Raw genomic sequence first — 13,767 nt, 5'->3', positions numbered from 1 at the left:
TCAGGAATCTTGAAGCGTTCTCACTGGGTCCGACCGATCCGCAGTCGGGCCGAAGGTGAGGGGGCTCGGGTTGGCGGCGCTGGCAGTTGTACGGGATCTGCGTGAGCACTGGGCGCCCGCGTCGGCGGAGGAGCTGGAGCGGTTCGAGACCGACGTGCTGTCCGGGTTCGTTCTTGCGCGGGCCTCGGCGGGCTTGGCGGACGGCACGATCCGCGGGGACGTCGGACACCTGGACCAGATCAGGTCCTGGTTCGGCAGACCGCTGTGGGATATGGAGCCGGCTGATGCCGACGCGTACTTCGGGAAGGTGTTGCGCGTCTCGCCGAGCGGCACCCGGTTGGCCCGGTCGCAGGCGCTGACCACGTACTTCATGTTTCTGGAGCTGCGGCACAAGGTCGAGCTGCACCGGATGACCGGCCGGGTCGTCGAGTGCCCGATCGACGAGATGAACAAGCCGCGCGGCGCGAAGGATGCCCAGCTGCGGATTCCACCGAGCGAGCCGGAGGTCGGAACGCTCTTCACCGGCTGGGGCGGTGAGCTGGCCACCTGCCGCAAGTTCGCCCCTACCGCCAGGAACTACACCGCCTCGAAGCTGCTGTCCCAGGTCGGCCTGCGAGTGAGCGAGGCATGTGGGCTCGACCTGGCGGACATCAAGTGGGACCTGGGCCGCTTCGGCAAGCTCCACGTCCGCCACGGCAAGGGCGCCCGCGGATCGGGTCCGCGCGAGCGGATGGTGCCGCTGATCAACGGCGCCGACCGGACACTTCGGTGGTTCATCGAGGACGTCTGGGGCCAGTTCGACGACGACCACACCCGCCCCGGCGCCCCACTGTTTCCCTCCGAACGCAAGAACGCCGACGGGTCCTCGCGTCGGGTGGGCGACGACGCCCTGCGCAAGGGGCTCAAGGACGCGGCCAAAGTGCACCTGCCTGGGTGGGGCAAGAAGCTGACACCGCACGTCCTGCGACATTTCTGCGCGTCCCAACTCTACGGAAACGGGCTGGACTTGCTCGCAATCCAGGAGGTTTTGGGACACTCATGGATCGCCACCACGATGCGATACATCCACGTCCAGCAGACCCGGGTCGAGGACGCCTGGGTCGCCGGGATGGAACGGGCCGCGAAGCGGCTGGAAGGATTGGTCTGATGAGGTGGAACCTGCGGCTGACCGCCGCGAACAAAGGGGTCTGGAAGGCGTCTGAGCTCCAGCGGAGCCTGGCCGAGCACGGATTGGCGATCTCGGCCGGGAAGATGTCCGGGCTGTGGTCCGGGCAGCCCGTCTCCCTCAAGCTGGAGGACCTGGACGTCATCTGTGTCGTGCTCGGCTGCGAGATCGGCGACCTGCTGATCCCGGAACCGCAGAAGGTTAACCGCCCCGGCGAGAAGGACGTCGCCCAGACCGCTGTCGGCGCCGCCGGACTGGCTCCGGCGGTGGTACCCAAGCGCCGCGACGGCCGGTCGCTGCCGCCTGCATGAGCCGATATCCGAAGGGCTACTGCAAACCGACCGACTCCTGCGACGGTTGCCTGGCCTGGGGCGACTTCAGCGGACGGCTCTGCCCTGCCTGCTACATGTTCGGCCGCAGCCACGCGACGGCCGTCTGCGTCGGCTGCCGCCGCACCCAGCCACTGAAGTGGGGTTACTGCCGTCTGTGCTGGTGCCAGGCCCGGCTCCACGCCAAGACCACTGTCGGTCGGCCGCCGGTCGAAGCCGACGTGAGAGACCGGCTCAACGCCGTCCGGCACCACCAACTGTTCTTCATGGGCTTGCACTACCGCAGAGGATCTGCACCCGCCGTCGCGCGACGCGGAGGAGGGCGTGGAGCCGTCCGGAAGCCGCCGCCCGCGCCGGCCTGGCGGCCGAATGCCGACTGGAGACAGCTGCCGCTGTTCGGACAGGTCCCGCGTGACTACGGCCGCCTCGCCCCAGCCGACGCCGACCTGGCCAACCCGTGGCTGGCCTGGGCGAAATACCTCGTCCACCAGCTCGCCGAGGCCCGTGGCTGGGGACGCGGCATCCGTTTCGCCGTCAACCGCGGCCTGGCCCTCGTCCTCACCGGCTACGTCGAGGACGACGTCATCCGGCACACAGAGCTCTTCGCTCCGCTGCGGGCCCTGGACCTGCGGTTCGGCCACGTCGTCACGGTTCTGGAGGAAATGGGAATCTTCGAGGACGACAGCGAGCCCTCCTTCGAGGGCTGGCTCGCCGAGCGTCTGGAGGGTCTCGCACCCGGCATCCGCTCGGAAGCCGAGCGCTGGACCCGCGTCCTGCACGACGGCGGCCCCCGCAGCCTGCCACGACGGGAAGGAACGGTTTGGCTCTACCTCAACCGAGTCCGTCCGGCCCTGCTGGAGTGGTCGAACCGCTACGACCACCTACGGGAAGTGACCCGCGACGACGTCCTCACCTACGTCAAGACACTGCACGGCCACCAGCGACATGACCAACTGGTGGCCCTGCGCTCGCTGTTCATCTGGGCCAAGCGCAATGGGCTGATCTTCCGCAACCCGACCAGTCGGATCAAGGTCGGACAGTACGAGTACGCCCTGCTGCAACCGCTCGTCCCCGCCCAGGTCGACCGCTCCGTCGCGGCGGCCACCACACCGGCGACGCGGCTCATCCTCGCCCTCGCGGCCGTCCATGCCGCCCGGGTCGCCCAGATCGGCATGCTCATACTCGACGACGTCGACCTCGGCAACCGCCGACTGACCATCGCCGGACGCGTCCGCCCGCTCGATGACCTCACCCTGAAACTGCTGCTGGACTGGCTGGAGCACCGGCGAAGCCGGTGGCCGAACACGGCGAATCTCCACCTGCTGATCAATAACCAGACCGCCACCAAGACCAACCGCGCCAGCAACCACTGGATCAGTTCCTCAATGCGCGGACAGGACGCGACACTGGAACGGCTCCGCGTCGACCGGCAACTCGAAGAGGCCCTGACCCACGGGCCCGATCCTCTCCACCTCGCAGAGGTGTTCGGGCTCGACGAGAAGACCGCGATGCGTTACGCGGACTCGGCGCGGGCGCTACTGGAGCAGGCCGCCGAGAGAGCCCCGTGAGTTGACCATGAACCCACGGGTCCATCCCCAGGATCAGGTCCGAACGCCCTCGGGTTCATGCTGAAGAACCTTCAGTTTCCGCGAACTCGCGGGGGTCGCCCGGGTTGAGTATCCGCGGTACAGCGGTTGGCGCTGAGATTGATCTTGATTTCGTGTGGCCGTGACCCGGAACGCATCGCTGTCGCTCTCGCGTCCCCCCGGCCGGACATCTTGTGCCGCTACCGTGCACCGGGTTCGACAACAAGGTGATGGTCCAGGCGGGAGTGAGCGATGAACACGGCGGGGGCTTCTGCGGGCCCGGATGAGCTGAAGCGCCGACTCGGGGTGTCCGATGCGGTGCTGATCGGTCTGGGTTCGATGATCGGAGCCGGGATTTTCGCCGCGCTGGGCCCGGCGGCTGGTGCCGCGGGTTCGGGGCTGCTGCTCGCCATGGCTCTGGCCGCGGTCGTGGCCTACTGCAATGCCACCTCCTCGGCACGGCTGGCCGCGCTTTATCCCCAGTCCGGCGGCACCTACGTCTACGGCCGCGAACGCCTGGGCGACTTCTGGGGCTATCTGGCGGGCTGGGCGTTCGTGGTCGGCAAGACCGCTTCCTGCGCGGCCATGGCGCTCACGGTCGGCACGTATGTCTGGCCCGGCCAGGCCCACGCGGTGGCGGTGGCCGCAGTGGTGGCGCTGACCGCGCTCAACTACACGGCCCTGTTCTCGTATAGCTACGGCGAACGGACATGTAGCGCTGAGTGACTACACGGGGCTGCGGTCACGCTGCTGAAGGGCGGCGAAGTCGGCGTGTGCTGTCTCGACTGCCTCCGGGTACGCCTGGGTGTTCTGGTGTTCGGCGAGCGCCCGGTAGATGCTCGCGACCGAGGGGTTGTGTCCCTTGCGCTTGCCGGTGGGGATGATCAGGTCGGGCTGGATCTGCTCGACGGACTCGCCGAGTGCCTTGCGCTGCAGCATGTCGTCGGTGATGACCGTGGGCCGGCCGCCGTACTTGCCCTTGCGGGCCGCGGTCTCCAGCCCCTCCAGAGTTGATTCGCGGATGTTCTCCCGCTCCGTCTCCGCCATCGCGGCGAAGAACGCGAACAGCAGACGGCCCGGTCCGCTGGGGTCGTACATCCCGGGCAGCGGCCCGGCGAGCATCTCCAGCACCAGGCCGTGCTCGGTCAGATGGTCCGCGAGGGCCGTAAGCTCTGCCGCGTCCCGTCCGAGTCTCTTCATCTCGAACACGGTGAAGATGACCCGGCAGTGCGGGGCATGCGCCTTGATCTCCCCGGGCGCTCCTCAGCGCCTCCTCGAACTGCGGGCGGACCTTGATCCGGGTGCTGATCTTCTCGCTGAAGATCTTGTCTCTGCTGATGCCGTGCTTGGCGAGCGCGTCCAGCTGCGAGTCGAGCTCCTGGCTGAGGTGCGAGCAACGGGCGTACCCGATCCTCACCGGTCGCTCGGTGCGGGGCGCGGGCACGATCGCGAGCGCCGGGCCCTGTTTCCACGCGCGGCCGGGGTGCCGGTCGGCGGGGACGGGGATCTCTAGTTCCTCGCGGAGCGCGGGGACGAGGACGAAGCGCGGGGTGTGGTACTTCGCGGCGGTCTTCCCGCCGCGGGTGCGGCAGGCGCTGCCGGCGGGAGCATCACATTTCGTGCAGTCGTGACGTTCTACCGCAAGTGCCGCCTCATCGGGCGTGAGATCCATGCGGGAAGTCTCTCAGAAGTGCCTCGCACAACGCGCGGGTTTTGAGGGGACTTTTGCGAGTGGCGACCTGCGGAAACGTGATCACCCGGGGGTCGTTCTCAGAACTCTCACAGATGAACATTTATGAGAGTGACCCTCACCTCCGTGCGTAGGTCGCTTCCGACCCCAGGGCCGCGGGAGGCGAGGTTGCCCGCAACGCCTTGCGTTCCGGGCAACCTGGGTGGGCGGCAGCGGCGAAGCTCCTGGGCCAGCCGCGCGTCTCAGGCCGCAGCCGTCGGGTTCGCGGGTCCGGCGCCGCGGTGGTGTTCGGCGTTGATGCGCTGGGCTTCCTCAAGCTGGTCTTCGAGGATGACGATGCGGCAGGCGGCCTCGATCGGCGTCCCGTGGTCAACGAGTTCCCGGGCCCGGGCCGCGATGCGGAGCTGGTAGCGGGAGTAGCGGCGGTGGCCGCCGGCGGAGCGGAGCGGGGTGATCAGGCGGGCTTCACCGATGGCACGGAGGAAAGCCTGGGTGGCGCCGAGCATTTCGGCGGCCCGGCCCATCGTGTAGGCGGGAAAGTCGTCGTCATCGAGACGGCCGTACGAGTCGTCTGCTGTCATCGCACCTCTCTGTGGAACGCGTGGAGGGGCCCTGGTGCCTATGGCACCAGGGCCCCGAAGGAACTGCTACACCATCTGCCGGCCCTGGTACTGCGCCAGCCTTCTGTTTCCGCCGACCCGACCTGAGTTCTGCCGGGGGTGCGGGGATCGCGGTTGCTTGACCGGAGACCACCTCACTATCGATGTCCTGCGGTACCCGGGCTCAACACTCCGCCCGGGCGATCCTGACGGCGCCCAATTCCTCCGTTCATCCCTCGGATGATCAACTGCTTACCAAGCGGGGAACTGCGAACTACGTGTACTGCTCCACTCGGCACTGCGTACTTCTCTACTGCTCGTGGCCTGACCAAGCGCCACACTCCGGCAGCCAGCCCCGTCGCCGATCCTGCATCTGCTCTGGCTTAGAACCCCACTGCCGAACTTCCCGGTGCGCGCGCCCGCAGCCGACGCCTTCACCGAGGTGCTGCTCACCGACTTCACTGCTGGGTACTGCAACCACTGCGTTAACTGCGGTACTGCCTTCGGCGGCCCCTGATCACTGCGGGCCACCCGGTCCGGCAGTCAGCCCCGTCGCCGTCCTGCAACCGCTCTGGCTTCGGAACTCCACCACCGCACCGTCCAACAACTGCAACTACGGGTACTGCTGCCCGGCAGTTCGTCTCTGCCGAGCCCTTCTTCACTGGGCTACGAGAGAAACCATAACCACACCACGACCCAATGTCTACTCCAGCCGACATAGATTTTCGTGTGCGTGCCTCTGAGGTAATCGGGTGCTGTCAGGTTGAACGGCTGCGGGCGGGGGCACAACGACCGGGCAGGCAGGGCCGGACGCCGACAACAGACTTGGAGCGCGCGATGACCACGATGAGCGCCGAGCGCACAGCCCCTCGTTCTCCGTCCGCCGTCGCCGAGGCGCGGCAGGCCGCCCGGGTGTTCCTCGAAGCCCTCGGGCAGCCGGCCATCGGCCGGGAGCAGGCCGACACGGTCGTCCTGGTCGTCTCCGAGCTGGTGACGAACGCCCTGCGCCACGGTGGTGGCGCCTACACCCTCCGCCTCGTCGCCCACCCCGGCGCCATCGAGGTCGTCGTCGAGGATCTCAGCCCGCGGATGCCTCGGATGCGGACCCCTGACCTCGTCGACGGGACGGGTGGATTTGGCTGGCACATGGTCAACGACCTCGCCCACTGCGTCGTCGTCACGCCCGGGCCCGAAGGCGGCAAGACGGTCCGGGTCCTTCTCCCCCCGGTAGCGCGCTGTACCCGCTGATGTCGAGGTGTTCCGTGTGCGGCCGGGGCTGAGCTTCCTCCCGACCAGCAGGCCAAGGGCGACGCCCGCAAGGTCCCGGCCCTGCGGCATGTGTGCATGCTGCCAGTCTGGGTCAGGCGGCGGCGGGCTCGGGCCGGCGCAGTTCCGCCTGGCCGAAGAGGAGGGCGTAGCCGCCGGGGAGTCGGCGCAGGATCCGGGCGAGGAGGTCGGGTCCTGCGAGGCGGGTGACGACGGCGAGGACGGCGCCGGTGTCCCAGCGGGCGGTGGCCGGGGTGGCGCCGGTGCGGGTGGCGAGGTCCTTGACGAAGCCCCAGCCGGTGAGGTGTTCGGTGTCGGCGATCTGGGCAGCCAGGGTGAGGGCGGCCTCATTGGGCAGGCACTGGGCGAGGTCGACGCGTTCGTCGCCGGTGAGCTGGCGGCCGAGGGCGGCCAGGACGTGGTGGACGGCTTCCGCGGCGCGTTCGCGGGTGGGGTAGGCGCCTTCGTAGCGCACGCGTTCCAGCATCTGGTCGAACGTCATGGCGTGAGGGGCCGGGTTCGGTCGAGGCTGGTCGTACATGACTGCGGTTGCCTTTCTCTGCGAAGGATCCGGCCTGCGGCCGGCGGGCGGCTGGTCAGGTGGGTTGGGAGTGGCCGAAGAGGAGGTCGTAGCCGGGCGGGAGCTGGAGCAGGACCTCGCGGGTCAGGACATCTCCCGCTGCGGCGGCCACCGTCGAGAGGACTGCGCCGATGTCCCACAGGGCCGTCTTCTCGGTGGCGCCCTCGATCCAGGCCGCCGTCGCACGGACGAACCGCTCGGGTGAGAGCGGCTCCGCGGCCTGCAGCGGATTGAGGAGGATCAGGGCGTAGGTCTCGGGGAGGCGGGCGGCGAGCTCGGCCCGCACGGTGCCGACCAGGTGTGCGCCGAGCAGGGCCAGGGCGACGCGGGCAATGCGGTCGGCCTCTTCCGTGGTTTCGTACTCGCCGCGTTCCTGGACGTGGGCCAGGAACGACTCCCTGCGCATCGACATCATGTCACCTCCGAGAAGGGGTGAAGGGGGGCGGAGGGGTGCGGAGGGCGGGTGCCGGAGGGGGAAATCGGCTCTTCCCGCCCTCCGCTGCCGACTGGTACTGAAAGGTTCAGCCGGAGATCTGCTTGCGGCCGCTCTCGCCGCCGATGCTGACCTTGCGGGGCTTGGCGCGCTCGGCGATCGGGATCCGCAGGGTCAGGACACCCGTGTCGTAATCGGCCTGGATGCGTTCCGTGTCGAGGGTGTCGGCCAGGATGATCTGGCGGGAGAACACCCCGAGGGGCCGCTCGGAGAGCTCCACCTTCACGGAGTCCGCCTTCGCGACCGGGCGGCGCTCCGCCTTCACGGTCAGCATGTTCCGCTCGACGTCGATGTCGATCGCCTCGGTGCTCACGCCGGGGAGGTCGAAGGCGATCACGTACTCGTCGCCCTCGCGGTACGCGTCCATCGGCATGACCGACGGCTTCGACCAGGTCCCGGACGTACCCGACAGCTGCTGGACGATCCGGTCCATCTCACGGAACGGGTCAGTGCGCATCAACATCGCGAAACACCTCCAGTTGGTTCAGGCAGAAACTGCCAATGCGCTTCAACGTGCTCCCGTTGTAACATGTCATCGAAACGATGACAAGAAGGGAGTCATCTGGAGGATGACGAGACGACGGAGAGTCCTATGAACGAACCCGCCCCGCCAGCCACACCCGTTCCCTTCCTTGCCGCCGCGGTGGCCCTGGAGGCCATCAACCAGTCCGTGAGGCACGCGCAGCAGTCCTCCGCCCAAACGCCTGCGACCCCAGCGCCACCCGCGGCCGACTCCGGCCCGCACCCGGCCCTGGCTGCCCTGCTGACGCTGCGCGAGGTCCGCGAACAGCTCGCCGGCTGGGAGAGCGGGCTGATCGAAACCGCCCGCGATGAAGGCGCGAGCTGGGCCGACCTCGCGGGACCCCTCGGGGTCGCCAGCCGCCAGGCCGCCGAACGCCGCTACCTCCGCCTGCGCCCCGGCACCCCCGGCTCCACCGGTGAGGAACGCGTCCAGGCCACCCGCGACACCCGCGCCGCCGACCGCACCGTCACCACCTGGGCCCGCGACAACGCAGCCGACCTCCGACGCCTGGCCGCACAGATCACCGCCCTCACCGGCCTGCCCGCCGACGCCGCCCACACGGTCGGCGCCCTGAACCTGGCCCTCGGGCACGACGACGCCGCCCGCCTCCTGCGCCCCCTGACCGACACCCGGGCCCATCTGCGGCCCGAGGACACGGACCTCGCCGCACGCATCGACGCCCTGACCCGGCACACCGAGCAACTCCGCCAGACCGCCCACAGCCAGCGCAGCACCTGAGCAGCACCCGCCCCCGAAACCGCCCGCTACGCGGCCCTGGCACCGCCCTTCCCTGTGGGCGAGGCCTGGGCCGATGACCGTCCAGGCCGGTCTTACTCCTCTTGGCCGTCGTCGTCATCGTCGAGGCTGGCTGCATCCGGGTCGCGCAACGGCCGCAGGGTGCCGCCCACAGGCTGAGAGGCGGTGAAGCTGTACCGGCCGAGCACGTTCAGATTCTTGTGCCTGAGCGGGGACAGCCGGGCCACGTCCTCGTCCTTGATGTCGTGGCCCTCGGCGCGGAGCTGGGCGACGGCGGCGTCGATGTACCTGGTCGTCCAGAGCACCACGGCGTTCAGGACGAGACCCAGCGAGCCCAACTGATCTTCCATCCCGTCCCGGTATGCCTGGTGGATGGTGCCCTTCTTGCCGTGGCAGATCTCGCGGGCCAGCTTGTGGCGAGACTCCTGGACGGTGAGCTGCTTGTGCATCTGGCGCCGGTAGGTGTCGTCACTCGCGCACCGCCTCCCACCCCTTGCCCGCCAGCAGGCGGGCGCAGCCCGTACCGGGCCAGCGCGGACAGCCGGTTCGGCGGGATCTTGTCCAACTTCACCCGCCCCAGCTGGAACGCGGCGATGTCCTCGACCCGCTGCAACGCGCCCTTCATCGCCGTGCCCGTGGTCCGCGTCGGCGGCCGGCGCATCCGCTCCAGCTCCGAATACCGCCTGCCCTCCGGCGTCTTCAGCGTGGCTACCAGGTCCCCCGGCAGCGCCGCATCCGCCCGCCGGACCTCCTTGGCGACCGTGGCATGCAGCCGTTCCTCCGCGATCCTGCGGACCTCGGCGACCTCCCGGGCCAGCACGCTCACTCCCGGCAGCAGCACCCGGTTACGGCGCAGCCAGCCCACCGAATGATCGAACAGGGCCTTCGGCCCCTCCGCATGAGCCGTCCACGCCCGCCCGTGCAGGAACGACCGGAACTTCCGGCCCTGAGCGTGGTCCTCGTACTGGTGGTAGCCGTACGCCTCACGTATCTCCCACGCGTGCTCGTACGCCGTCATCTGCCGCTCTGTGTACCGCTTGATCTGGGAAGCATCCTCAATCTCCAGCTGCGCGGCCAGGTGTTCCACCACCGGCCACGGCACGGCCAAGGGGTCCTCCAGGAACAGCCCGATGTACCTCACCGTGCACATCTGGAGGGCGAAGCCGAGGCGATTGTGGTCACCACGCCGCTTCGCGATCAGCTTCCGGTCCTCGTCATCGAGGAAGAAGAACCGTTCCAAATCCGGTCTCGTCGGCTCATCCGCGAACGATCCGAACGCGGTGGCCTGCTCATCAGTCAAAAATTCCACGGGCATATCGCGGACGTAACCAGCCGCGGCGAGCGACCGTGGATCTTCCGCCGAACGCCCCCGACGAGCCGATCATGTGTGCTAGACGACCAAGATCAAGTGCTTAGCGCTAATGGCTGTTCCGTTGGTCCCCGAGGCCGATCCCCCACTACCTGATCGTCGATCCGCGTGATGCGACCTGCGAGGCGGAGCTCGCGGAGCGGGCAGGCACCGGGCAGGCGGTGATCTCTCGCATCGAGTCCGGCAAACTCACCCCCACCCTGGCAGTCCTGGAACGTCTCGCGGCGGCCTTGGACTGCAAGGTGATACTGGACTTCGCCCCGCGTGGTTGACGATGCGCCCGTGCCCTGTTTCCAGGAGCGGCGGCGGGGTCCCGCCCACCGGCGCGGGCCCCACTCCTACCCCCTCACCGCTCGTACAGCTTCTCCATCTCCTTCGCGAACTCCCTCGCGATCACCGGCCGTTTGAGCTTCAGCGACGGCGTCAGATGTCCGCCCGCCTCGGTGAAGTCGACCGGCAGGATCGCGAACCGGTGGATCGACTCCGCCCCTGACACCAGCCGGTTCGCCTCGTCGACGGCCTTCTGGATCGTGGCACGCAGCTCCTCGTCGTCTACGAGTGCGCGCATCGGCACGTCCTGCTTCTTCGTCATTCGCAGCCAGTGCGCGAGACCGTCGGGCTCCAGCGTCAACAGGGCGGTGATGTAAGGGCGGTTGTCGCCGACGACCATGCACTGACCGACCAGCGGGTGTGCCCGCAGCCAGTCCTCCAGCGGCGCGGGGGCGACGTTCTTGCCGGCCGAGGTGATGATGATGTCCTTCTTGCGGCCGGTGATGGTGAGGTACCCGTCGTCGTCGAGCGCCCCGAGGTCCCCGGTCGCGAACCAGCCCTGCTCGGTCGCGTTCACGGCCACCTGCCGCTCGTAGTCCCAGTAGCCGCTGAACACCTGCCCGCCGCGCAGCAGCACCTCCCCGTCGTCGCCGATACGCACCCCCGTACCCGGCAGCGGCCAACCGACCGTCCCAAGACGGGGCTTGAGCGGAGGTGTCACGGTCGCCGCCGCCGTGGTCTCCGTCAGGCCGTACCCCTCGAAGACCTCGATGCCGGCGCCCGCGTAGAAGGACGCGAGGCGGCGCCCGAGCGGGGAGCCGCCGCAGATCGCGTACTTGACCCTGCCGCCCAGCGCCGCCCTGATCCGCCGGTAGACCAGCGGATCGTAGAGCCTGCGGGCCGTGCGCAGACCGAGGCCGGCGCCGTCCCCCGTGCCGTGCTCCTGCGCTTCGAGTGCCTGCCCGTAGCGCCGCGCGATGCGCGCCGCCCGGTCGAAGGACGCGGCCCGGCCCATCTTCTCCGCCGTGGCGCGCCCGGTGTTGTAGACCTTTTCCAGCACATACGGGATGGCCAGCAGGAAGGTCGGCCGGAAACCGGCGAGGTCGGCCAGCAGGTCCTCGGTCGCGATGCTGGGCGCGTGCCCGAGCCGCACCCTGGCCCGCATGCACCCGACGGCGACCATCCGCCCGAATATGTGCGCCAGCGGGAGGAAGAGCAGCGTCGACGCGGGGTCCTTGCTGACGGACTTGAAGACCGGGTAGAGCAGCTCGATGGCGTTGTCGACCTCGGCGAAGAAGTTGGCGTGGGTGAGGACACAGCCCTTGGGGCGGCCCGTGGTACCCGAGGTGTAGATGAGAGTGGCGACGGACTCCGGGGCGAGGCCCGAACGGCGGGCGATGACGACCTCGTCGGGCACCTTGCGGCCCGCCGCCCGCAGCCGGTCGACGGCGCCCGTGTCGAACTCCCACAGATGCGCGAGATCCGGCAGGTTCTGCCGCTCAGCGCTGACGACCCTGGCCTGCTCGGCGCTCTCGATGGCGCAGGCGACCGCGCCGGAGTCCTGGAGGATCCAGCGTGTCTGGAACGCCGACGACGTCGGGTAGATGGGCACGGTGACCAGGCCCGCCGCCCAGGAGGCGAAGTCGAGCAGGGTCCATTCGTACGTCGTACGGGACATGATCGCGATGCGGTCACCGGGCCGCAGCCCCTCGGCGACCAGGCCCTTCGCCACGGCGAGGACATCGGCGGCGAACTCGGCAGCGGTCATGTCACGCCAGCTGCCGTCGGGCCGCTTGCGGCCGAGTACGACGTCGGCGGGGGCCTCGCGGGCGTTGTCGAACGGGATGTCGGCGAGCGAGCCGCGTCGGACGGGCCGGGCGAGCGCGGGCACGGAGGCCTCACGTACGACCCCGCCCATCCGGATCATCTCGGGACCGCGCTGCCGCACAGCGGCGGATGCGGACGGGGATGCGGACGGGGGCGGGGGCGGGGGCCGGGAGAGGGAAGCGGACACGGGGACGGGCACGGGGACGGGCACGGCGGGCTCTGACACGAGCGGCTCCTCGTCGGCGAAGGGCGTAGAAGTGCGTAACTGACCGTCCGCTCAAGGGGGTTCGACGTCATCTCGACCAGGTACTGACCCTTGAGTAACCTTACTTTGGAGTAAATCTAGGACCGCCAGGGAGTCCGGACAATGACCTCGCTCGCACCACTCCTCGCGCTCGGGGCACTCACCTCTCCCCTGAAACGCCGGACGACCGGCCCGAGCTCACCCTGTACGCCGCCAAGTTGGCCGCGTACCGGCGCGGGACCGAGGTCGGCATGGTGAGCCGGGGCCCGGCTCGCGGGGGCCCTGCTCCCGACCAACGTCACCTACGCCGCGACGGGCAGCGCCTTCCAACTGCGCGGCCAGCGCGGCCGGGTCCAGCTCACCGGACGGGCAGGCGGCGGGGCGACGGGGACCAGCGCTCCCCGTTCATGAGGTTCTCCAGGCCCGCCCAGGCGAAGTTCATCAGCATCGCCGCCGTCTCCTTCGCCGGGACAGCGGTCGCCACGTTCGCCCAGCCGGCGAGCGACTCGGCGGCCCCCACCAGCGCGTGGGCGATCCCCGCGACCTCCCGGTCGGCCAGCTCCGGATCGCAGTCGGCCTCGCGGGCCGCGGCGCCGATCAGGTAGGTGACGAACGCGACGATCTCCTCGCGCATCGTGGCGACCTCGGCGGCGAACGGCTCACCATGGTTAGGGGCCTGGTTGTGCAGCACCGCCCACCCGTCCGGATTCTCCGCAGTGTGCGTGAAGAACGCCCGCAGCCCGGCCCACAGTTGACGGTCGGCCGGGACCCCGGGCTCGACCCCGGCCCGTACCGCACCGACGAGCGCGGCGGCCTCGCGCCGAATGCACGCCGCGAACAGCTCTTCCTTGGAATTCAGGTACAGATACACCAGCGGCTTGGACACCCCGGCCAACTCGGCGATCTCGTCCATCGAAGCGGCCCGGTACCCCCGCTGCCCGAAGGTCTGCACGGCAGCGTCCAACATCTGCTGCTCCCGCACGGCACGCGGCATCCGCTTGCCCCTTACAGCACCCACGTCCCAGATCCTTCCGCCCCCGCCGCACCACACCTGCGACTCGCGCCCCATA

General features: G+C 69.2%; 13 protein-coding genes and 4 pseudogenes. 7 read left to right on the top strand and 10 right to left on the bottom strand.

The genetic code is table 11. The annotated features are described in order from the left end of the window. The first annotated feature begins 70 nt into the window (after positions 1-70). The 4 genes and pseudogenes from ABCR94_RS36365 to ABCR94_RS36350 form a co-directional block, all read left to right on the top strand. Positions 71-1,147, top strand: a complete 1,077-nt coding sequence (locus ABCR94_RS36365) for a tyrosine-type recombinase/integrase (RefSeq protein ID WP_347124867.1) — start codon at positions 71-73, stop codon at positions 1,145-1,147. Next, positions 1,147-1,476: a helix-turn-helix domain-containing protein gene (locus tag ABCR94_RS36360; protein WP_347124869.1), complete on the top strand. Its 330-nt coding sequence runs from the start codon at positions 1,147-1,149 to the stop codon at positions 1,474-1,476. The genes ABCR94_RS36365 and ABCR94_RS36360 overlap by 1 nt, the downstream gene beginning before the upstream one ends. After that, on the top strand, positions 1,473-3,062 hold the full coding sequence (locus ABCR94_RS36355) for a site-specific integrase (protein WP_347124870.1): 1,590 nt from the start codon (positions 1,473-1,475) through the stop codon (positions 3,060-3,062). Before ABCR94_RS36360 ends, ABCR94_RS36355 begins: the two co-directional genes overlap by 4 nt. 270 nt (positions 3,063-3,332) lie before the next feature. Next, a pseudogene (locus tag ABCR94_RS36350) lies at positions 3,333-3,764 on the top strand (amino acid permease); the annotation flags it as partial. Positions 3,765-3,806: 42 nt separating this feature from the next. On the opposite strand, the gene ABCR94_RS36345 reads toward ABCR94_RS36350, so the two are convergent. The 3 genes and pseudogenes from ABCR94_RS36345 to ABCR94_RS36335 form a co-directional block, all read right to left on the bottom strand. Beyond that, complete coding sequence (locus ABCR94_RS36345; RefSeq protein WP_347125515.1) at positions 3,807-4,280, bottom strand: recombinase family protein; 474 nt, start codon at positions 4,278-4,280, stop codon at positions 3,807-3,809. A gap of 100 nt (positions 4,281-4,380) precedes the next feature. Next, positions 4,381-4,752: pseudogene (locus tag ABCR94_RS36340) on the bottom strand (zinc finger domain-containing protein); the annotation flags it as partial. Positions 4,753-5,012: 260 nt separating this feature from the next. Then, positions 5,013-5,351: a helix-turn-helix domain-containing protein gene (locus ABCR94_RS36335; RefSeq protein ID WP_347125514.1), complete on the bottom strand. Its 339-nt coding sequence runs from the start codon at positions 5,349-5,351 to the stop codon at positions 5,013-5,015. 855 nt (positions 5,352-6,206) lie between these two features. Between ABCR94_RS36335 and ABCR94_RS36330 the strand changes: the two genes are divergently transcribed. After that, complete coding sequence (locus ABCR94_RS36330; protein ID WP_347125513.1) at positions 6,207-6,617, top strand: ATP-binding protein; 411 nt, start codon at positions 6,207-6,209, stop codon at positions 6,615-6,617. Between the two features lie 112 nt (positions 6,618-6,729). On the opposite strand, the gene ABCR94_RS36325 is transcribed toward ABCR94_RS36330, so the two are convergent. The 3 genes from ABCR94_RS36325 to ABCR94_RS36315 all read right to left on the bottom strand — a co-directional run bounded on the left by ABCR94_RS36325 (position 6,730) and on the right by ABCR94_RS36315 (position 8,171). Then, positions 6,730-7,176 carry a DUF2267 domain-containing protein gene (locus ABCR94_RS36325; protein ID WP_347125511.1) on the bottom strand — a complete coding sequence of 149 codons (447 nt, stop codon included), beginning with the start codon at positions 7,174-7,176 and terminating at the stop codon, positions 6,730-6,732. A 55-nt stretch (positions 7,177-7,231) separates the two neighbouring features. Beyond that, entirely contained in the window at positions 7,232-7,627 is a 396-nt protein-coding gene (locus tag ABCR94_RS36320; RefSeq protein ID WP_347125509.1) for a DUF2267 domain-containing protein, read from the bottom strand. 109 nt (positions 7,628-7,736) lie between these two features. Then, the gene (locus tag ABCR94_RS36315; protein ID WP_347125507.1) at positions 7,737-8,171 is read right to left on the bottom strand and encodes an Hsp20/alpha crystallin family protein; all 435 of its coding nucleotides are present in this window, start codon (positions 8,169-8,171) and stop codon (positions 7,737-7,739) included. Between the two features lie 129 nt (positions 8,172-8,300). On the opposite strand from ABCR94_RS36315, the gene ABCR94_RS36310 reads away from it, so the two are divergent. Further along, the gene (locus ABCR94_RS36310; RefSeq protein WP_347125505.1) at positions 8,301-8,969 is read left to right on the top strand and encodes an HSP18 transcriptional regulator; all 669 of its coding nucleotides are present in this window, start codon (positions 8,301-8,303) and stop codon (positions 8,967-8,969) included. A 92-nt stretch (positions 8,970-9,061) separates the two neighbouring features. Here the strand turns inward: ABCR94_RS36310 and ABCR94_RS36305 are convergent. Both ABCR94_RS36305 and ABCR94_RS36300 read right to left on the bottom strand, forming a co-directional pair. After that, positions 9,062-9,460 (bottom strand): annotated as a pseudogene (locus ABCR94_RS36305) (Tn3 family transposase); the annotation flags it as partial. Positions 9,461-9,501: 41 nt separating this feature from the next. Beyond that, positions 9,502-10,302: pseudogene (locus ABCR94_RS36300) on the bottom strand (DUF4158 domain-containing protein); the annotation flags it as partial. 110 nt (positions 10,303-10,412) lie between these two features. Here ABCR94_RS36300 and ABCR94_RS36295 point away from each other — a divergent pair. Next, positions 10,413-10,628 (top strand): helix-turn-helix domain-containing protein, encoded by a 216-nt coding sequence (locus ABCR94_RS36295; RefSeq protein WP_347125546.1) that lies wholly within the window; start codon positions 10,413-10,415, stop codon positions 10,626-10,628. 74 nt (positions 10,629-10,702) lie between these two features. Here ABCR94_RS36295 and ABCR94_RS36290 read toward each other — a convergent pair whose 3' ends face one another. Both ABCR94_RS36290 and ABCR94_RS36285 read right to left on the bottom strand, forming a co-directional pair. Continuing rightward, the gene (locus ABCR94_RS36290; RefSeq protein ID WP_347125545.1) at positions 10,703-12,553 is read right to left on the bottom strand and encodes an AMP-dependent synthetase/ligase; all 1,851 of its coding nucleotides are present in this window, start codon (positions 12,551-12,553) and stop codon (positions 10,703-10,705) included. 502 nt (positions 12,554-13,055) lie between these two features. Continuing rightward, positions 13,056-13,715 (bottom strand): TetR/AcrR family transcriptional regulator, encoded by a 660-nt coding sequence (locus ABCR94_RS36285; protein WP_347125501.1) that lies wholly within the window; start codon positions 13,713-13,715, stop codon positions 13,056-13,058. Positions 13,716-13,767: the final 52 nt, after the last annotated feature.

The organism is Streptomyces changchenzhani, from assembly GCF_039766235.1.
Taxonomy (GTDB): Bacteria; Actinomycetota; Actinomycetes; order Streptomycetales; family Streptomycetaceae; genus Streptomyces.
The sequence above is the reverse complement of the archived record's forward strand: the minus strand, read 5'-3'. Positions and strand labels throughout refer to the sequence as shown.

Bases quoted from the DNA above. Each gene is read 5' to 3' on its own strand.
- ABCR94_RS36360 (WP_347124869.1), top strand. From the start codon at position 1,147: ATGAGGTGGAACCTGCGGCTGACCGCCGCGAACAAAGGGGTCTGGAAG.
- ABCR94_RS36355 (WP_347124870.1), top strand. From the start codon at position 1,473: ATGAGCCGATATCCGAAGGGCTACTGCAAACCGACCGACTCCTGCGAC.
- ABCR94_RS36345 (WP_347125515.1), bottom strand. From the start codon at position 4,280: ATGAAGAGACTCGGACGGGACGCGGCAGAGCTTACGGCCCTCGCGGAC.
- ABCR94_RS36335 (WP_347125514.1), bottom strand. From the start codon at position 5,351: ATGACAGCAGACGACTCGTACGGCCGTCTCGATGACGACGACTTTCCC.
- ABCR94_RS36330 (WP_347125513.1), top strand. From the start codon at position 6,207: ATGACCACGATGAGCGCCGAGCGCACAGCCCCTCGTTCTCCGTCCGCC.
- ABCR94_RS36325 (WP_347125511.1), bottom strand. From the start codon at position 7,176: ATGTACGACCAGCCTCGACCGAACCCGGCCCCTCACGCCATGACGTTC.
- ABCR94_RS36320 (WP_347125509.1), bottom strand. From the start codon at position 7,627: ATGTCGATGCGCAGGGAGTCGTTCCTGGCCCACGTCCAGGAACGCGGC.
- ABCR94_RS36315 (WP_347125507.1), bottom strand. From the start codon at position 8,171: ATGTTGATGCGCACTGACCCGTTCCGTGAGATGGACCGGATCGTCCAG.
- ABCR94_RS36310 (WP_347125505.1), top strand. From the start codon at position 8,301: ATGAACGAACCCGCCCCGCCAGCCACACCCGTTCCCTTCCTTGCCGCC.
- ABCR94_RS36290 (WP_347125545.1), bottom strand. From the start codon at position 12,553: ATGATCCGGATGGGCGGGGTCGTACGTGAGGCCTCCGTGCCCGCGCTC.